Source organism: Paenibacillus sp. ACRRY, assembly GCF_022346995.1.
In the GTDB taxonomy this organism is placed as follows: domain Bacteria; phylum Bacillota; class Bacilli; order Paenibacillales; family Paenibacillaceae; genus Paenibacillus.
The window spans coordinates 26,829-45,746 of the sequence record NZ_JAKRNM010000009.1 but is presented as its reverse complement, the minus strand read 5'-3'; the positions used below and the strand labels follow the sequence as shown (position 1 = coordinate 45,746).

The window sequence follows — 18,918 nt, the reverse complement described above, 5'->3', positions numbered from 1 at the left end:
ACGTGGTTACTTGGAACCTCTATATTTTATTAATTGTGATAAAGTCCACGGTATTCCGTAGGTGTCATTCCTTCGTGCGCCATGAACTGGCGGTTGAAATAGCTGGCGTTCGGGTATCCCGCCTCCTCGGCAATCTGTCCAATGTTGGCCGTTGGACGTTCGAGCAGCCACTGCTTCGCCATCTGCAGCCGGGAACGGGTTACGAATTCCATCGGTGTCATCTCGACTGCACTCTTGAACAATTTGCAAAAGTAATACGAACTGACACCCGCTAGATCCGCCCAATCCTGCAGTAAAAACGGCTGACATGCCTCCTGCTGCATCTGCGGGAGCAATCCGAGAATACGGTTCTCCGCTTGACTGGTACGTGTGTTCTTCAGAGGCACCGCATGTTGGACAAACTCGGCCAGTACAGCATACGTCAACGTGGACAGCTGAGCCGGACGCAGCATCCGGTTCTGTTCAGCCTCCCCGAGCAAGGCCAGATGAGCCTCTTCCCAAGGGGCTTGCTGCCGCAGCGTCCACAGCAGATTGCGATGCAGCCCCCGTTCAATCATGTAGTCATGGAGACGTTCACCGTAAAAATGAACCCATCGCACATCCCACGGATCATCCTCACTGCTGTAATAATGCTGGCGCTGCTGCGGGAAATAGAGTACCGCCTGACCTGCCCGAATTTCATGGATAATCCCGTCCACTTCCACATACCCCTTACCTGAAGCTACGTAATGTATATTGAAGTTATTAAGCGCACCAGCCTCCCGCAACACGGAATGTTCCGGATGGTTCACATAATGGCCAACGGACTCGGGATAACAAAAATATGGAATATCCTGAAGGGTTAGCAATACAGTCTGTCTCATCATGAATATTTCTCCTTGGCAAGCAATATTGTGTTAATAGATCTCAATATATTATCATTTTCATTCATCGATCTATTCCTTATAATCACAATATACATTCATCCACAGGAGGAAACAACTCATGAATTCAGATCGAAAATTACGCTGGGGCATTCTTGGTAGCGCTAGCATTGCCAAAGGTTCTGTCATTCCTGGTTTGCAACAATCGGAGTTGAATGAAGTGGCCGCGATTGCGAGCCGTGACGAGGAAAAAGCGAAACAAACCGCTGATCAGCTTGGAATACCCCAAGCTTACGGCAGCTATGAAGCACTGCTGGAGGATGACTCCATTGACGCTGTATATATCCCCCTTCCCAACCATCTCCACCGGGAGTGGACGATCCGTGCAGCTGAGGCGGGAAAACATATTCTATGCGAGAAACCACTAGCATTAACGGAGCAGGAGGCCCGCGAAATGGCGCAAGCCTGTGATGATGCCGGAGTACTGCTCGCCGAAGCATTTATGTATCGGCACCATCCCCGTTACGACCAGATCAGAGACGTCATTGCCAGCGGTGAAATTGGGGAAATTCGCGGTATTCATAGTACATTTTCGTTCAATAATTCCGGTTCATCAGGCAATGTCCGGTTCAAACGTGAATGGGGCGGCGGCGCTCTCTATGATATTGGCTGTTATTCCATCAGTGCAGCACGGCTGCTGCTCGGCCAGGAACCTTCTGCGGTAACGGTCATTGGCATGTTCTCCCCTGAGCATGACCATGTTGACATGATGGCCTCGGGATTACTTGAATTCAATGATCACGTTGGCGTCACGTTTGACAGCAGCATGTGGGCAGCATTCCGCAATACGCTGGAGGTGCTTGGATCGGATGGCATCATTGAGGTTCCGTCCGCATTTATCAGCAAACCGGACCGCAGCTCGAACTTCTACGTTACGGCGGGCGGTGAACGCAGGGAAATTGAGGTCCCTCAGGTCAACCATTACTCCTTGCAGGGGGATGATATGGCACGTGCCGTACTTGAAGGTAAAGATTTGCGTTTTGCTTCATCAGATGCGGTGGCCAATATGAAAGTACTTGAAGCTTGTCTTCGTTCTGCAGAGGAACGTACACGAATTACACTATAAACGAGGATGGTGTGTACAATGGAATTCATTACGATTAATGGTGCAGGAAAACCGATCTCCCGGTTGATCAAAGGTACGGATTATTTTGTGCATGATGCTTATGAAAAAGCGGCCACGAATATGGATGCCTTTCTGGCGATTGGCGGAAACACCGTGGATACGGCTCATATCTATTGCGGCGGACAGAGTGAAGAAGTGCTCGGACGCTATATGCAAGAACGCGGTAATCGCGATCAGGTTGTCATTCTGACGAAAGGTGCCCACCATGATATGAACGGCCCCCGTGTCAATGCCGATGCCATTCGCAGCGATCTGCTTACCAGCCTGGAACGTCTGCAGACGGATCATGTCGAATTGTATGCATTACACCGAGACGATCCGAATATTCCTGTTGGTGCCATTCTTGAAGCACTGAATGAGCACATTGAGTCTGGTAAAATTGGTGCGATCGGTGCCTCCAACTGGACTTGGCAGCGTTTGGAGGAAGCCAATACGTATGCGGCTGCACATGATCTGAAGGGCTTCACATTCAGCAGCCCGAACCTCAGCCTGGCCAAGGCGAACGAGCCGTTCTGGGCTGGCTGTGTATCGGCAGATGCAGAGACACTGGCATGGCATGAACGGACACAGCTTCCGCTGCTGTCCTGGTCCTCGCAGGCACGCGGCTTCTTCACCGGTCGTTTCACACCTGAAGTACGTGACAATGCTGATCTGGTTCGTGTCTTCTACAGTGACGGCAACTGGGAAAGACTGCGCCGTGCCGGGGAATTGGCCGAAACGAAGAATACGACGGCGATTCAGATTGCGTTAGCTTATGTATTGAATCAGTCCTTCCCGACCTGCGCACTGATCGGAGCGCAGAATCGTGATGAGTTGTTATCCTGTGACGAAGGCTCGCGCCTGACTCTGACTGCGGACGAAATTGCCTGGCTTGATCTTGCGAGCGACGTCAAACCGGTTGTGTAACTGCAAGAACTGATCGAGGCGAGAACGCTTCAAAAGCAGTATGGTTTAAGAGACGGTCCTCTCCGCTTTCGATGCGGAAGGCCGTCTCTTTTTCTTACTAAAGTAAATAAAAAGGGCACCAACCAGAGAAACGCTGGAGGTACCCTCACATGAACATATATAATGACTTTGAACGAGTCCGCCTTACAGTTTAATGATCTGACCTGTCTTCTCGGATTCGAACGCTGCCAGAATGACTTGCAGGGAACGAAGACCTTCTTCACCTGAAATGGTAGGAGGTGTTTGAGTCACAATGGATTCCACAAATGCGTCGATTACGCCGCTTGGTACCTGTTTCTCATTCGTTGCCATCGCACCAACTTTGTACGTTTCAACCGTACCGTTCGTCAGCTCGACGATTACTTCGTCGCCTTCGACCGTTCCGATTTTCATGACGCCATTCTCGCACCACAGAACAGTACTGTTATCTCCTGCTCTGTATTGAGTCCAGCTGGCAACGAGTGTACCAATGGCACCACTCTTCATGCGCAGCAAGCATGTCGCATTGTCATCAACTTGAGTGCCTTCTTTGTGCAGCGTGCTAATGAACCCAGCCACTTCGGACACTTCATCGTTCAGCAAATAGCGGATGAAATCAGACTTGTGCACGCCGAGGTCACCCATGGCGCCCATAATTGCTTCTTCCTTACGGAAGAACCAGCTCTCTGCTCCGTCCACACTCCATGCTTCCGGTCCTGGATGACCAAAGGAAGTACGGAAATTCAGCACTTTACCCAGTTTGCCGGAATCCAGGATTTCTTTTGCTTTGACATGTGGAGGCATCAGGCGTTGGTTGTGTCCAACCATCAGATACACACCGTTTTTCTTGGCAGCTTCAATCATTTGCTCGCCTTCTTCGGTTGTAACAGCCATTGGTTTCTCAACCAGTACGTGCTTGCCTGCATTCGCAGCAGCAATGGCCATGGAGGCATGCAGATAGTTAGGTGTGCATACGCTAACAGCATCAACTGTTTCGTTTGCAAGCAGCTCTTCATAGCTGGAGTATGCTTTGCCGCCGTATGTTTCGGCCATTTTCTCTGCACGCTCCACAATTGGATCAGCAAAAGCGACAAGCTCTACGTTTTCATTAGCAGCGTATTCTGGAATATGTCTGCGTTCAGCAATGGCTCCACAGCCGAATACAGCAACTTTAATTTTACTCATGGATTAATGTCCCCTTTGACAAGTAGATTCAGCATTAGCTTCATTGAATGATTCGAATTGCTAGATTAAAATTGGTTAAGGTAGTTCTGTTTCAGCCAGTTATAACTGTTGGCTACGCTTTCAAGTGGAGGATTCTGACATACGTCCTGCTCCACGATCAGCCACTCCACGCCTGCGTTTGTTGATGCTTCAATAACTGCTGGAAGGTCCACCGAACCTTGTCCCAGTTCCAATGTCTTCATCTGACCCTGTTCGTCTTTGCTGAAGTCCTTCAGATGCAGAAGCGGCAAACGGCCCGCATATTGATTAATATACTCGATCGGATTTTGTCCCGCAAATTGGACCCAGCATACGTCCATTTCCACTTGTACAGCCTCAGGCGTAGTTTCAGCGAACATGGCATCAAAGGCATTTTTGTCGCCAACTTGGCCATGGAATTCGAAGTCATGGTTGTGATAACCAAAGATCAAGCCTTGCTTCGCTGCTTCCGCACCATATTGCTGCAGTTCAGCGAACAACTTGGTCCAGCCTTCAGCATTGTCAGGGCGATCTTCAGGCATGAGGTAAGGACAGATCATATATTGAGCCCCAATCGTTTTGAGGTAATCAATTTGTTTTTGCAAATCTTCGCGCATCGCGTGCAGGGAAACGTGGCTGCTGAATCCTTTGAGACCTAGCTCATCCAGCAATGCTTTCATCTCTTCGGCAGGAATGTCACCATAACCAGCGAATTCCACACCTTCATAACCAAGCTCTGCTACCTTGCGCAATGTGCCACGGAAATCTGCTGCAGTTTCATCACGGAGGGTGAACAATTGCAAACCAATATTAAGTTTTTTCATGAATGATACACCTCTGCTCTCAAATTTGCTTTCATTGCTCTATCTGCTATCATCCTACCGCAAAACAGGCTAGAATGAACATATACAATATCGTCAGAACATGAACTATTTGATTGATTTTTTATTCCAGTATTTTGCATCACGATGATTTCACCTATAAAAGTGCATGCAGGATACCTATATTGGAGGTTTGCATCTTTGGAACCGTTGAAGACTTCAGTACTGATCTGTGACTACTCTTATCACTACAAGGCATTTAACCACAACATGAAGGGCGAGCTTCAGACCTACCTGTTCCGTCTGCAAACCGAAGGCTCTTGCAAGGTATATGTGCAGGATGAAGAATTTACGATGACGAGCGGTGATTTGCTGCTCTTGAAACCAGGAGATGACTATCATCTCGTCGTCGAAGAACCGCATAAGGAAGGCCGCTTGTCCAGCGGGGACTATTATTTGTTCTGTGAAGGTTCCTGGATTGACCAATGGTGGAAGCGAATTCAGCGCCCTCCCGTGAACCGAATTGGTCTGGATGACAAGCTGGTCAGCCTGTGGCGCAATATATTGCTGGAGCAGCGCCGGGGACCTCTTGAAGAGAATGAAGAGTTAAAAGACGCGTTATTACGCGGACTCTGTCTGTACATCGACCGTGCGATTAGCGAAAGTCTCCAGACGGATCGAAGCGTGTCCTCTACCCTGAAGCTAAAGCGATTCATTGAGGAACATGCGACCGTTACGTTCAAACTTGAAGAGGCTGCCCGTTACGCTGGTCTAAGTCTGTCACGTGCGGTACGGTTGTTCAAGGAACACTACGGCAAAACCATGATCCAGTATGCGATTGAAATTCGTCTGAATGTCGCCCTTGAACGCATGAAGTACAGTGAGATGACACTGGAGCATATCGCTGAGACATGCGGATTCGCCAGCTATTCTTATTTCCACCGAGTGTTCCGCGCTCACTTCGGGATGTCCCCTCTGGAATATCTGAAATCCCAGTCCCACCCCTCTTTTGATCTGGAGCATGTGTAACATATCTGGAAACTCGAACCCATGACGACCTGTAAACAGGTAACGTTATGGGTTCTTTGAACTTTTTGCTGCTCCAAATTTACTCATGACTCCTTCCAGATAACCCTGTATAGTTAAAATCATAGCTATTTACAGATTCAACCATCATTAACGGAAATTCCATTAACCTTCATTGGAGCGATACCTATGCCTCATCCACGAAAAATACTCATTATTGAAGACGAGCAGGACATTTCACGCATTGTAAGAGACTATCTGAACAAGAATCAATATGACGCTGCCGTTGCAGCCACTGGACAAGATGGATTGCAAATGATGGACATGCTGCAACCGGACTATATTATCCTGGATATCATGTTACCGGATATGGATGGTATTGAGGTATGCCGTGAAATAAGGCGAAGAAACAACATTCCGATCCTCATTCTAAGTGCAAGGGGAAGTGATACAGACAAGGTGCTTGGTCTGGGCTTTGGGGCAGATGATTATATGACCAAACCCTTCTCCTTGAGTGAGTTGCTTGCGCGAATCAATGCCCATTTCAGACGGTATGACAGTCTTACATCCGAGCGAGATGAAACACACCTCCTTCGTCTGTCCAACCTGATGATCGACAAAAAAGCGTACAAGGTTACGCTAAGCGGAGATGAAGTTTCACTTTCTGCGAAGGAATTCGAGCTTCTGTACTACCTGGCGAGCCACAAGAATCAGGTGTTCTCCAAGTCGCAGTTACTGGATGCAGTCTGGGGCTATGACGCTTACGGGGATGAAAATACGGTTACTGTATATATCCGAAGATTGAGAGAGAAAATTGAATCCACCCCATCAGAGCCCGTTGTTCTGAAGACAGTCTGGGGAGTCGGCTACAAATTCAACCACGAATAAGATAGATGGGAGACCACAATCTAGATGTCGTTACTCCAATGGTCCAAACGCTGGCTGATTACCGTACTCATATTGCTTATTCTTCTTCTTGGATGCAGCCTGACACTTGCCGCAGATCGGTTAGGTCATCATACCGAGGAGTCCAACTTGTCTATTAATCTGGTCCGGCTCAGCATCAATCCCGTGATGCTTGCTTTGGAGCAGAATCTTCATCAACTCACCAGCCCGAAGGTACAGGAAAACGTTCGTGCCCTCGCCAAAGAGCAAGGCATCAAGTTATCCTATGTCGGTCTGGACGGTACCATCATGATCTCTTCAGATCCATCCTCTGAAGGAGAACATATGCATCTGGCATCCGCCTTTCATTATGATCTGAACCATGCCGTGTATGCCAACAATGGAGAGGATACGGTGGACATGGCTTTTCCTGTCCTCCATGCTGCGGATGGAATTCAGATCGGAAATGCCTTCTTTACCATCCCTAAAGCCATGGTTACTGTCCAACCATCATCCGCCTTGCCTTATCTGGTTGCAGGCTTATCCATGATAATCACACTTATTCTAGGCATTCTTCTGTTAACCATGCATCGTAAAATACATAAACGATTACTGTTACCGGTAAATATGCTTTATCATCATGCCGAATCTATTCTCAAGGGACAGTACGATAAGCCAATTCATTATAAACATGCAGACGAAGTAGGCGAATTATATGCCATGTTTGATCTGATGCGTACAGAAATCAAGTATTTGAGTGAACAACGCACCAAGCAAGAGCAGGCGCAAAAGGAACTTATCACCAATATTTCGCATGATATCAAAACGCCCATCACTACGGTTAAAGCGTATATTGAAGCCATTATTGAAGGAATGTGCACGGATGAGGAAACCCTGATGGAGTATATGCGAATCATGCAGACTCACACAGACAAAACAGCCCAACTGGTTGAAGATCTGCTACTTCATGCGCTGCAGGAACTGGGTCAGATATCCGTAGAGCCGTGCGAAGTGTATAGTGGCCCCACTTTCGAAGCCATGCTTGGATCGTTTGGACATGCTGTGCGCATGAAAGGTCTAACGTATGAAAAGCCTGAATCTGTTCCAAATGTGTTAATCCGCATGGACACTACAAGGATCGAACAAGTTCTCTCCAATCTCATATCCAATGCACTGAAGCACACCCGCCGCGGGGATGCCATTTGCATTCATACAGAGCTGAGAGCCGATCAGTTCATTGTGACAATCACAGACACTGGCCAGGGAATACGGGCACAAGATATGCCTTTCGTATTTGAACGTTATTTCCGGGGACAGGCATCTCCTGTGTCCAGACACGTACAAGAGGGGACAGGTCTTGGCTTGTCCATTTGCAAAAATATCGTTGAAGCACACGGGGGACGTATATCCTTTTCAAGCAGAGAGGGGCAAGGAACCAGCTTTCAATTTAGTCTGCCGGTCTGCTGACTCGTCCAATCCATTCAGGCTGGCACCAGCCTGTAATACTTTATTCATAATTTGATAAGACTTCCTCAACATCCCCCCTCTAAAATAAATCGTATACTGCACCTGAGGAGTGATTGTCTTGAGTAAAACAACGATTATTCGAGCGCATAACCTATGCAAAACATACAGCACAGGCCCGGAGCAATACCATGCCATACGAAATGTTGATCTGGATATATACCAAGGGGATTTTACGGTCATCATGGGTAACTCGGGTTCGGGCAAATCCACCCTGCTCTATCTGCTGAGTGGTCTGGACCATGTGACTGCTGGTGAAGTCTATTTTCAGGAACAACGCATTGATGCTTACAGCGAACGGGAAATGTCTGATTTTCGCACTCGCCGGATTGGTTATATCTATCAGAGTATTAATCTGGTACCAGATCTCTCCATTCGAGAGAATATTGCACTGCCGGGTTACATCGCCGGGACCAAAAAGAATGAAATTCAGCTGCGGGCAGCCCAATTGATGAAATCCTTGGATATTGCCAGTCTGAGCAGCCGTCTTCCCTCCCAGACTTCAGGGGGCCAGCAGCAGCGAGCCGCCATTGCGCGGGCTTTAATCAATACTCCTGACGTCCTTTTCGCCGATGAACCAACTGGAAGTCTGAATGTGGAACACGGTAAGGCTGTTCTCGACATCCTGACAGACATTCATCGAAAAGGGCAGTCCGTTGTCATGGTCACGCACGATATCAAGGCTGCCTGCCGTGCTGATCGTCTCATATTAATCCAGGACGGCAAGGTTGGTGGCATTCTCGAATTCGAACCCTATAACGAACATCAGGTTCATGGCCGTGAAGACATGATATTTGCCTTTGTATCGGGGAAGGAATAACGATGGCTGTCATGTTGAAACTTAGTCTCTCCTACCTGAGCAGAAGCAAAATACAAAACTCGTTTATCGCTCTGCTCATTCTTCTATCCACGCTGCTGTTGTCTACAGCTGTCATGATTCTGGCCAACACAGTTAATCAGTTTAGAGAAATGCATACCCGGACCAATGGATCACATCAGATTTTGACTTTTGATAAAGGCCTGAATGATCCGAAGGCTGTTCACTCCTGGTGGGCTTCCCAGGACGGCGTAGAAGTGTCTGAATTGCTTACGTATCGAACGGTATCGGGCATCTCGTTTCATGGCAAGGATATCCCTAATATTTACCTTTACATGATAAATACCCCCTCAACGCCGCGGGTTGTGGATAAGCTTATTTTTTCTAGTGGAACAACAGAAGTGGTTCCCGAGCCCGGTTCGGTCTGGATTCCCACTTCCATGGCCAATGCCTACGGTGTCTCGGCAGGAGATACTATTGGCTTCAAAACGGGGAGCAATACCATCGAATTGAATATATCCGGTATTGTAGTCGATGTCCCCTATGGGGCACCCTTCACCAATACAGCGCGAGTCTGGATGAACCCTTCCGATTATTCGGAGCATGTTCAATCTCTTGAGGGCAACGATAATTATATGCTGGGTATCCATTTCGACAATTACAGTACCAATTCAACCTATTGGGAACGATACTCGCTTGAAGCAGGCAGTCCGTTTCTGGAAACCAAGATGGAGTTTGAAAGCATCTCCTCTTTCTATCTGATTATTAATCAAATCATCGGATTTATCATGGTTTTCCTAGGGGTTGTCATGCTTGCCATCGCTCTGATTACGATAGGATTTACGATTTCGGATGCCATCCTGGCCAACTATAAAACGATCGGTATTCTGAAAACACTCGGACTGACCTCGGCAAAAACAATCGGTACTTATGTCATCCAATATTTCTTACTTTCCTGTATAGCCATCCTTCCGGGACTTGGGCTCAGTATATGGATATCCAAATTCATCATTAATATCTCCGTGTCTTCTCTTCGCGTGGGAAATCGTGACATCTCGGTCGAGGGGATAGGCTCAGCCATGCTTGTGGGCTTTTTCCTGTTCGTCATGATCCTTTTGTTCGTTGTGATGTATGCCAAAAAAGCACGGAGTATTCAGCCGGTGCAGGCCATCCGTTATGGAATGTCGGAGATGGACAATACCCGGATGGCGCGGAGAATGAACTCGCCGCTAACCAGTCTGTTCGGGTTCGCTCGCCTTCCTGTAGCCGCAGTGATTGGAATTCGTCATGTTATCAAAAACATCAAAAGTTCTATTCTAATGCTCTTGCTGACAACAACAGCTTCTTCCGTACTGGTTTTGGGATTTGTTCTGTTAACCAGTATCACCGGAATTGCTCAGACTGCAGCCCAGTGGGGTTATGACAATGCCAACATCGCCGCTGTCGTTGTGAATAAAAGTACCTTTCCCAAAGAGGATTTCAATCAATGGATACAAGAGGATGTAAGAATCAAAAATGCAGGCTGGCAAGGAAACATTACTGGCGTAGTTAGCCCAGACTCTTCAGGGGATGATAAACGGCTATCCACCAGTGTAGCTCTGAGTGTACTGGATGGCAGCTACCAGGATCTTGGATTTGAGACATTAGAGGGGAATAACCCGCAGCGGGAGAATGAAATCGCCATCGGCGTGGGTGTAGCTGAGTCCTTAAACAAAAATCCCGGTGACTTCCTGGTACTTTATATTGAAGGGGAAAAGCGCACATTCCTCATCACAGGAATTTATCAAGCTATTGCCAATATGTCCATCTCAGGACGAATTACGATGGAGGCCATGAATACGATTCGCCCGAATTACAGTGATTTTGATGCCATATTCATTAATTTGAATGATCCGCTGGAAGCGGAAGTTGTGGCCAGGGAAATGAATCATCAATTTAAAGATTCCGCTTCAGTTGTAACGCAGCAGACACTGCTCGATTCGGTCTACGCCGAAGCGGCAGACATATTAATTTACCCCATGAGCCTGATTGGGCTGCTGTTTATCCTGGTTACATTTATTATTATTTTCAGTACCTGCCGGATTAGTATCCGCAAAGAAAGCAGAACGTATGGCATCTACACATCACTTGGATTGACCTCACGCCGCATTCGGCTGTCTATTGCCTTGGGAATATCGCTCCTATCCGCCATGGGCGCTCTGCTGGGAATCCTGGTTGGCGTGTATGTGCTGCCTGTTCTTCTTGAAATGATCCTTGCTGACTATGGTATAGTACAGCTTCCTCTTATTCTGAATGGGGGTGGAATTGTTCTATTCGCCTGCATCGGCATTATCGCTGCAGCTCTCGGCTCCTGGTTCTCCTCCCGTGTAATTCAGGAAACATCCCCGCGTATGCTGGTTATTGAATAACTTTGGCAAGGGCATGTGAAACAGCCTTCTCAGATCCTTAGCGGGTTTGAGAAGGCTGTATGGCTTGTCCAGGTATTACCTTTTCAGATATTGCTCCTTCAGATATTACTCCGTCGAAGATCCCTGATTCTTGATTTTGATTTTGATGTCGTAGGTAATCGGAATTTCACTGAATGTCTTATCCCAATCAGGTTTAACCCTCTTCCATACTTTCGGATATTTAATGCGCAGTTTCTCGCCAAACCCAGCAACATCTACCTTGTACTCATGCTGAATTTTATCCAGGACCTGTTTCACCTGCTGTTCCGCGATTTTCTTAAAATCATCCTCCAATTTGTGAAGATATTCTTCGTCTCCCGATACTTCGGGAACCGTCCAATCTTCCATGAACCAACCTTCCGATTCCACCTTAACATGGAACGAGATATCGTCCCCATGGACTGTAGGGATAATTTCCCCTTTGGTATGCTTAATCTCATATACAACTGTACTCCCAGTTCGTTCCTCATATGTTTTTATTACGCCTCCCTTAGGCCTATCCTGAATCCACGACAACCCTTCGAGATCGACTTGGCTTAAGGTTCCTATAAGGCGTTTTGTCTTGGAGTCAAATATTCCTGCACCCGAAAATTTATGTTCGCCTTTATAGGAGATGACATTTTGGAGGAGAAAGCTTCTGCCAGACTGCATGGTTGCATCCAACTTAGCTAGTGACACAGCGGGCATGATTTTATTCGACAAGTATGAATTGTCAACAAGACCAGTCAGGTAAAATGCCGGGATTTCACTAGGATCATTGGAGTGCAAAGCATCAATGGCTTTTTCATCACTCACCACAACCAGGCAACTGGGACGGATATCGTTATCACGCAATACAAAATCAAGCAATTGTTCCAAGCTATATTTCCGTGAAATTTCTTGCGAAACCACGATCACTTTCAAGTGATGTCCGATAAGGGGACGATCTCTTCTGAGTGCAAACTGACGGAATATTTCTAATAGAGAATCCCCCGTTAATTGTTCGTTGAAATAGGACTTGCCCGCTGACGGAGAACCTTGCTGGCTGTTTTGTTTGGATGAATCCTTAGGTACAATCTGCACTGTGGCGGTTATATTGTTTTCTTTGGGATAATGACCACCATGAGCGTTTACGTCCTTTTCAAATTCAGTTTGCTCAGGCACATCAATTCCAAGAGCCACATAGACACCCAAGTCCTCAATCTCTTTGCTGCTCCAGCAGCCTGTTTGCGTAAACAACATGCATAGCGATACAGAAAACAATATCAGCTTCTTCCAAGGCATCTTCATTTCTTCTGGCCTCCTTTTTTGCGAACAAAGCTTAACAGCAGCAAAAGGGCTGGAAGGATAGCAAACAAATAAACAGATACCTTTCCCACAAAGTCACCAAGTGCAAAAGTCTGATTGACGTCGTTTGGAAGAAAGGCAATAAAATAGATAATGGAAACTAAAATAAACATGGCTCCCAGTATTTCCTTTCGTTTGAACAATTGAGCGCATCCTATGGAAGCACCGTACAGTGTGACGGTGAAGGTGGAGAAGATCTGCATAATCCAGATGACCAGAAGTAACGATTCGAAGCGTTCAAATATCAATCCCTGAATCTCAAAACTACGCATCAAATCAAGTGTAGGCCAGGTTCGGGTCTTCATGCCATTAATGGACAAGCTGCCCACCACCATTACGACTGTAACCAGATAGATTATGGTAGGAATAGCTGTTCCCCAAAAAACGGACTTAAATCCTTTCTCTGGACTCTTCATATAGGCCATAACAACAAACATGATTTCATATCCTGTATAGGCCAAGAGCGACGGCTTCAATCCCTTTATGACCGGCATAAATCCCTCTCCCAGCACGGGTCTCAGATTGTTAATCTCAAAGACTTTGCTGCTAAGCAGGATGGCGATGACAAAGATAACAATTGTGATAGGCAACACAATCTCGAATAATCGCACGATCGCATTCAAACCGCCCGATATCAGATAGATCCCGATCCACATAAATCCCATCACGATGGCCCAAGTCGGCGTACGCTCAAGAAGATATAAATTGGTCACTTCCGCGAGCACCCTGACTTCAAAAGCAGAGATAATGACAAAATACAGGATGATTGCCATACTGATCACCATGGCAATCCATCTGCCGGTAATCTCCGGAACAAACTGAAACACCGTTTTTCCTGGGAATCTCCGGCAGAGCGTAACCATGATGAAACCAATGAGCGTAATGATTACACCCGAGATGATAATGGAAATCCACACATCCGGTGTATCTACGGCTTCCACTGTTGTCCGCGGCAAGGTCAGGATACCTGCTCCCAGCATGTAGTTAATGATCATGATCGCAGCCTGTGTTGTCGTTATGGGTGTGTAGGAAGGCTTCATCGGCTTCACCTCTTCATCATTTTCATAGCCTTGCCCTCATTTCTTGCGGTCCTGATCTTTGGGTTTCATCATGTAAGGGCGTTCCTTCATCATGCTCATCGGTGCCCGGATCAGAAAGTCCTTCCAGTCTGATAATCTATAGGGAACACTCGGGCTGACATATGGAACACCAAAGCTCTGTAACCGTGCAAGATGGCTGCAGAGTAACAGGATAAACAAAACCACTCCGTACAAGCCAAGTACTGCTGCACTAAACATGCCTATAAAACGCAGAATCCGCAGTGTTATCCCTGCGCTGTACGTCGGAATGGAGAATGACGAGATTGCCGTAACGGCAACGACAATAACCAGAAACGGACTGACGATCCCTGCCTGTACGGCGGCATCCCCGATAATGAGACCCCCGACGATTCCCATCGCGGGTCCAATCGGTTTCGGCAGACGTATACCGGCTTCGCGCAATATTTCAATCGCCGTCTCCATAATGAGTGCTTCGATAATGGAGGGAAACGGCACTCCTTTCCGCGTCTCGATAATGGTCAATGCCAGTTTGGTCGGAATCAGACCCGGATGAAAGGAAATAAACGAGATGTACAAAGCAGGTGCAAGAAGGGCAATCATGGCAGCCAGAAAACGAAGCATGCGGAGAAAGGTACCCGGAATCCATCGCTCGTAGTAGTCTTCAGGTGATTGCAGCAGCATGCTGAAGGTGGTCGGTACAATTAAGGCGAAGGGTGTACCGTCCAGCAATATGGCAACACGTCCTTCAAGCAAAGCACTGATGACCCGGTCCGGTCTTTCCGTATTCTGCACCTGCTGAAAAGGACTCAGCTGATCATCCTCAATGAGTTGCTCTACATACCCGGATTCCAACATGGCGTCTACATCCAGCTTTTCGATTCGCTTTTGTACTTCAGCTACAATCTCGGGGTTGGCAATATCTTGAATATACGCAATAACCAGATCCTTTTTGATCCGTGTACCTACTTCATATTTCTGTATGAACAGGCTCTGGTTAGTCCCATATCTCCGCAGTATCCCCGTATTATCACTGAGACTTTCCGTAAAACCAATGCGTGGCCCACGGAGCAGGGCTTCGGATAACGGCTCTTCAATACTGCGTGTTTTTCCTTTGGCTGATCCAATGAGGAGAGCACCAGGCATGCCATCCATAATGAGAGCATTTTTCCCGGATAGTACACCCAGAGCAAGTTCCTGTAATGATTCGGTTTCCTCTACCTGACTGACAGGCAGTAAATGATTTTTCAGGTATCCCTTAAGCAGGTGAGCATTTTCCGGATGGATGAAGGCATCCTGTTTCAGTTCGGGTACCCCTCTCAACATAAGAGGCGTGATCAAATGGTCGTCGACCAACTCCTGATCTACCAGACCATCGACATACATGACAGCCGCAGGTGTGTCCGTGCCATAGATGAAGAACTCCCGTATATGTACGTCGGCATTCTGGCCAAAGGTTTCTCTTGAACTGATCAGATCTGTGGTATAGTGTCCCGTCAACTTGATATTCGCATATGCTCCGGATTCAGTTCCCTGCGCTTGGTCAGAAGCATTCGATGAGGAGTTTCCTGAGCTTTGCTTCTGCTGTGAACTGGAGTTAATAAATGCACCTCTTCTGATAGAAGAGCTAGTCCACCGAGCTACTTTTAATATCACTAGCGGAATGATTACAACCAAAAAAGCCTGCATCCATATCGACCATTCGGGTACATACGATAATATTTTGGACCACATCACCCTCACCCCAACATTTCTCTAAGCTGTGAACCTGAACCTACATGTATTTCTGAGTATTCTTTCCCCGAAGGCTCACAATAATTCCCGTTTTTTTGGCGTAATAAAAAAGCAGGCCCCTGTGTCGGAGACCTGCCATGTTGTTATCCTTATTAAGTTCATTCATAGAAGAGAAATACATCTTAGACAATCTTGGTGACTTGCTGCGCCTTGGCATCAAGCAGCTGTGCAGATTCTGCAATGGTTGTAAAATCCTTCAACGCTACCGTAATCTTCTGCTGGCTTTGCTGGGCGTAGGCTTCAACTTTCTGAGTTCCGCTGGAAATGTTCTTAATCTCTTGGGTTATGCCTTTCACACTATCGCGGATTTCATTAATGGAATCCCCAACCATAGCAGACAACTTTCTGACTTCCTTGGCTACAACATCGAACCCACGTCCGTACTCACCTGCATGTGCAGCTTCAATAGCAGCATTCAGTGCGAGCAGCTGTGTCTGCGATGCTATCTGTTGAATAGTTTTGACGACACCTTGGATCGAGCCTGCTTGCTCCTGCAAATCAGTCAAAGTAGTCCGGTTATGAGCCGAAACTTCTGAAATTTCCGTAATACCGGACAGCAGCTCACGACTGCGCTCAATTCCAATATCCGCATGCTTGTTCATCTCATGTGACATCGTTTTCAATTCATGGACCACGGCCGAGATGTTTCTCTGACGTTTTGTAATGTTGGTTGCGATTTTGGAGACACCAAGAATTCTCTCATTAGACTCATCATAAACAGGCATATATGTTGCCTCAAGCCAGACGGAGTTGCCACTAGCATCCTTACGCTCAATCTTGTCCTGGAAGCTTACGCCGTTAAAGATACTGTTCCAGAACAACTCATAATCCATGCTGTTAGCGAAATCCGCAAAACATAATTGCCGATGGTGCATCCCGTACATTTCATCTACCTGATACCCCATCGTACGAGCAAATGTCTCATTGACATACGTTACCCGCCGATCCAGGTCAAAACGAATGATCGCCAGACTTTTTTCCATGGCCTTAATGACCAGCGCATCCGTGACAATGTCTTTTTTCTTGTCCAAATCTACTATAGGCACCTGATTTCCCCCATAACCTCATTCTTATTTCTTATTTTTTCGTAGACTATCCCTGTCCAATTTTTATGTATTCATGTGATCGTTCTGAACGCTTCTACTATTGATACCCCAATTCAGGACATTTGGATCACTTATATTTGATTTTCCCTAAAAAAATTTTGCATAATCTTATTTTGGTTAACTTAATGGACTAATCCTCATTTTATTATCAACGTGTCAACACGTAAATGGACAAATACGCACAAAAAAAGGACAGTTTCTTCCGAAACGGTCCTCACAAGGAGCACTCCCAGCGTATCACATGAATTCGCCTTCCCAGTCTCTAATCCGTACTTCCTGCCTTAGGTGTCCAACGTTGATCCTCACTATCCTTGGGATAATCTATGCCGGCAGGGTAAGAGATCATTTCAATCAACATGCCCCACGGCGCACGTCCATACACGAACTGATTGCCTTTCCCGCCTTCAATAGGGCCAGACAATGCACTGGGCTCAGAGAGTAGCTCTCCCCCTGCTTCTGTGAATCGTTTCACCGCGTTCTCCATCTGATCCACATATAAGGCTACATGCTGCACACCGAAGTCTGATGCCCTGGCAGGATCATTCTGCTCCGTATTCCCAAACTGAAATAGTTCAATACTGGCGCTCTCTCCGAGAGATAACATCCGAATATGAATGACCTTCGCCCCAGATCGTAGTCCCAGCTTTTGTTCTGTTTCAGGACCTTCTTGCGGGGGATCCTGAGGCGTAATGTTGTCATATACAAGTCTGGCGCCAAATGCCTGCTGAAGGAAAACAGTCGCTTGTTCCACATCCGGCACAGTAATCCCTATATGGTCGATTCCTCTTGTTGTCATACGATTCCCTCATTCCATATGTAATTCAATATGCTGGTCAGCAACAGCCATTGCTCTCATCTATGTTTTTACACCAAATGAGGAGCATCATAACCATGTCAGATGATCGGCTATACCCGGAATTATCCGCGAGGCAGCTTATCTGCATATCTGCTGCGTAGTTCAGCGAGCCTCTCCAGCTTGGATAACGCCAGCTCCTTCTGCAATAACCCAACAGCGAGCACCAGCTGCTCCATAAGAAGAAGTGGAGTAACCATGGAGTGGAATTCCCCGAGCTCACCGCGACTCACATAGAAAGACAATTCCGTTGCGAGTCCATATAACAGATCCTCCCGGTCCGTCACTAGTACGGCCTTGCTGTTTACTTCCTTGGCATAATCCAGTATGACCTCTGCTTCAGGCAGCAGACGGGTAAAGCTCATCAGTAAGACCATATCCTCCTGCTGCATGTGCATTAGCGACTCCAGCAATTCATGTCCGCTTCCGGCCAGATGGATGACGGTTAATCCAAATCTCGATAACCGGAATGACAGCAGCTCTGCCAAACCGGCTGAGGGTCCGGGCGCATAGATATATACTCTTCTGGCTTCAGCAAGGATGGAAGCAGCATGCTCCAAATCTCCCTGCTTCATATGCGATAACGTCTCCTGAAGATGGGATACCGAAGCTTCCAGCAATTGCACAGGCAAGCTGCTCGTGTCCATGCGGGAGATTGTTTTATTTAATTTGAGTGCAGGTGTCGTATCCTCGGAGGTGCGCAGCCGAATTTTGAATGCTTTGGCATTGTCATATCCAACAGCTCGCCAGAAGCGTGAAACGGTGGCTATACTTACTCCGAGCCTGTCGGCGATTTCCTGCTCCGTCATGAATAATATCTCTTCAGGGTTTCGCTCAACAAAATCGGCAATTTTCAGATGACCAGGTGATAGCTGTTCTTTTTGGGTAAATAAATTCATTCCGGATTCACTCCTCTTCTCGCTCTGCCATCAGTATACCAGCTGATTGGAGATCAAGTGGTTTATCTATGTAATAAATTTTTCATTTATATTTGTATTTGTAATAAATATTACAATCGATTTACAAATCTCTCCTTTTGCGTTAATACTCTGCCCCTAGACTGTGGCTATGATCAACAACATTCA

The 18,918-nt window shown here is 46.9% G+C and carries 16 protein-coding genes; 7 read left to right on the top strand and 9 right to left on the bottom strand.

The window, feature by feature from the left end; genetic code table 11:
- Positions 1-29: 29 nt before the first annotated feature.
- Entirely contained in the window at positions 30-866 is an 837-nt protein-coding gene (locus tag MH144_RS23950) for an AraC family transcriptional regulator (protein WP_239304816.1), read from the bottom strand.
- A 118-nt stretch (positions 867-984) separates the two neighbouring features.
- Here MH144_RS23950 and MH144_RS23945 point away from each other — a divergent pair, with 118 nt between their 5' ends.
- On the top strand, positions 985-1,989 hold the full coding sequence (locus tag MH144_RS23945) for a Gfo/Idh/MocA family protein (protein WP_239304814.1): 1,005 nt from the start codon (positions 985-987) through the stop codon (positions 1,987-1,989).
- A gap of 18 nt (positions 1,990-2,007) precedes the next feature.
- Positions 2,008-2,955 carry an aldo/keto reductase gene (locus MH144_RS23940; protein WP_239304812.1) on the top strand — a complete coding sequence of 316 codons (948 nt, stop codon included), beginning with the start codon at positions 2,008-2,010 and terminating at the stop codon, positions 2,953-2,955.
- Between the two features lie 183 nt (positions 2,956-3,138).
- Here the strand turns inward: MH144_RS23940 and MH144_RS23935 are convergent, their stop codons facing one another.
- Positions 3,139-4,158 (bottom strand): Gfo/Idh/MocA family protein, encoded by a 1,020-nt coding sequence (locus tag MH144_RS23935; protein WP_239304810.1) that lies wholly within the window; start codon positions 4,156-4,158, stop codon positions 3,139-3,141.
- 65 nt (positions 4,159-4,223) lie between these two features.
- Positions 4,224-5,000, bottom strand: a complete 777-nt coding sequence (locus MH144_RS23930) for a sugar phosphate isomerase/epimerase family protein (protein ID WP_239304808.1) — start codon at positions 4,998-5,000, stop codon at positions 4,224-4,226.
- A 207-nt stretch (positions 5,001-5,207) separates the two neighbouring features.
- On the opposite strand from MH144_RS23930, the gene MH144_RS23925 reads away from it, so the two are divergent.
- The 5 genes from MH144_RS23925 to MH144_RS23905 all read left to right on the top strand — a co-directional run bounded on the left by MH144_RS23925 (position 5,208) and on the right by MH144_RS23905 (position 11,657).
- Positions 5,208-6,026, top strand: a complete 819-nt coding sequence (locus MH144_RS23925) for a helix-turn-helix domain-containing protein (RefSeq protein ID WP_239304962.1) — start codon at positions 5,208-5,210, stop codon at positions 6,024-6,026.
- A gap of 186 nt (positions 6,027-6,212) precedes the next feature.
- On the top strand, positions 6,213-6,911 hold the full coding sequence (locus MH144_RS23920; protein WP_239304806.1) for a response regulator transcription factor: 699 nt from the start codon (positions 6,213-6,215) through the stop codon (positions 6,909-6,911).
- Positions 6,912-6,935: 24 nt separating this feature from the next.
- Positions 6,936-8,375 (top strand): HAMP domain-containing sensor histidine kinase, encoded by a 1,440-nt coding sequence (locus MH144_RS23915; protein ID WP_239304804.1) that lies wholly within the window; start codon positions 6,936-6,938, stop codon positions 8,373-8,375.
- 118 nt (positions 8,376-8,493) lie between these two features.
- Positions 8,494-9,252 carry an ABC transporter ATP-binding protein gene (locus MH144_RS23910; RefSeq protein ID WP_239304802.1) on the top strand — a complete coding sequence of 253 codons (759 nt, stop codon included), beginning with the start codon at positions 8,494-8,496 and terminating at the stop codon, positions 9,250-9,252.
- A 2-nt stretch (positions 9,253-9,254) separates the two neighbouring features.
- Positions 9,255-11,657 (top strand): ABC transporter permease, encoded by a 2,403-nt coding sequence (locus MH144_RS23905; RefSeq protein ID WP_239304800.1) that lies wholly within the window; start codon positions 9,255-9,257, stop codon positions 11,655-11,657.
- 105 nt (positions 11,658-11,762) lie between these two features.
- Here MH144_RS23905 and MH144_RS23900 read toward each other — a convergent pair whose 3' ends face one another.
- The 6 genes from MH144_RS23900 to MH144_RS23875 all read right to left on the bottom strand — a co-directional run bounded on the left by MH144_RS23900 (position 11,763) and on the right by MH144_RS23875 (position 18,732).
- Positions 11,763-12,965 (bottom strand): Ger(x)C family spore germination protein, encoded by a 1,203-nt coding sequence (locus MH144_RS23900; RefSeq protein ID WP_343226105.1) that lies wholly within the window; start codon positions 12,963-12,965, stop codon positions 11,763-11,765.
- Positions 12,962-14,062 (bottom strand): GerAB/ArcD/ProY family transporter, encoded by a 1,101-nt coding sequence (locus MH144_RS23895; RefSeq protein WP_239304798.1) that lies wholly within the window; start codon positions 14,060-14,062, stop codon positions 12,962-12,964. The genes MH144_RS23900 and MH144_RS23895 overlap by 4 nt, the downstream gene beginning before the upstream one ends.
- Before the next feature lie 36 nt (positions 14,063-14,098).
- On the bottom strand, positions 14,099-15,814 hold the full coding sequence (locus tag MH144_RS23890; RefSeq protein WP_239304796.1) for a spore germination protein: 1,716 nt from the start codon (positions 15,812-15,814) through the stop codon (positions 14,099-14,101).
- Positions 15,815-15,996: 182 nt separating this feature from the next.
- Positions 15,997-16,857 carry a methyl-accepting chemotaxis protein gene (locus MH144_RS23885; RefSeq protein ID WP_275440286.1) on the bottom strand — a complete coding sequence of 287 codons (861 nt, stop codon included), beginning with the start codon at positions 16,855-16,857 and terminating at the stop codon, positions 15,997-15,999.
- A gap of 385 nt (positions 16,858-17,242) precedes the next feature.
- On the bottom strand, positions 17,243-17,776 hold the full coding sequence (locus MH144_RS23880; RefSeq protein WP_239304792.1) for a VOC family protein: 534 nt from the start codon (positions 17,774-17,776) through the stop codon (positions 17,243-17,245).
- 122 nt (positions 17,777-17,898) lie between these two features.
- Entirely contained in the window at positions 17,899-18,732 is an 834-nt protein-coding gene (locus MH144_RS23875) for a MurR/RpiR family transcriptional regulator (protein ID WP_239304790.1), read from the bottom strand.
- Positions 18,733-18,918: the final 186 nt, after the last annotated feature.

Bases quoted from the DNA above. Each gene is read 5' to 3' on its own strand.
- MH144_RS23940 (WP_239304812.1), top strand. From the start codon at position 2,008: ATGGAATTCATTACGATTAATGGTGCAGGAAAACCGATCTCCCGGTTG.
- MH144_RS23880 (WP_239304792.1), bottom strand. From the start codon at position 17,776: ATGACAACAAGAGGAATCGACCATATAGGGATTACTGTGCCGGATGTG.
- MH144_RS23935 (WP_239304810.1), bottom strand. From the start codon at position 4,158: ATGAGTAAAATTAAAGTTGCTGTATTCGGCTGTGGAGCCATTGCTGAA.
- MH144_RS23915 (WP_239304804.1), top strand. From the start codon at position 6,936: ATGTCGTTACTCCAATGGTCCAAACGCTGGCTGATTACCGTACTCATA.
- MH144_RS23895 (WP_239304798.1), bottom strand. From the start codon at position 14,062: ATGAAGCCTTCCTACACACCCATAACGACAACACAGGCTGCGATCATG.
- MH144_RS23905 (WP_239304800.1), top strand. From the start codon at position 9,255: ATGGCTGTCATGTTGAAACTTAGTCTCTCCTACCTGAGCAGAAGCAAA.
- MH144_RS23900 (WP_343226105.1), bottom strand. From the start codon at position 12,965: ATGAAGATGCCTTGGAAGAAGCTGATATTGTTTTCTGTATCGCTATGC.
- MH144_RS23920 (WP_239304806.1), top strand. From the start codon at position 6,213: ATGCCTCATCCACGAAAAATACTCATTATTGAAGACGAGCAGGACATT.
- MH144_RS23930 (WP_239304808.1), bottom strand. From the start codon at position 5,000: ATGAAAAAACTTAATATTGGTTTGCAATTGTTCACCCTCCGTGATGAA.
- MH144_RS23890 (WP_239304796.1), bottom strand. From the start codon at position 15,814: ATGTGGTCCAAAATATTATCGTATGTACCCGAATGGTCGATATGGATG.
- MH144_RS23945 (WP_239304814.1), top strand. From the start codon at position 985: ATGAATTCAGATCGAAAATTACGCTGGGGCATTCTTGGTAGCGCTAGC.
- MH144_RS23950 (WP_239304816.1), bottom strand. From the start codon at position 866: ATGATGAGACAGACTGTATTGCTAACCCTTCAGGATATTCCATATTTT.
- MH144_RS23875 (WP_239304790.1), bottom strand. From the start codon at position 18,732: ATGAATTTATTTACCCAAAAAGAACAGCTATCACCTGGTCATCTGAAA.
- MH144_RS23885 (WP_275440286.1), bottom strand. From the start codon at position 16,857: ATGGAAAAAAGTCTGGCGATCATTCGTTTTGACCTGGATCGGCGGGTA.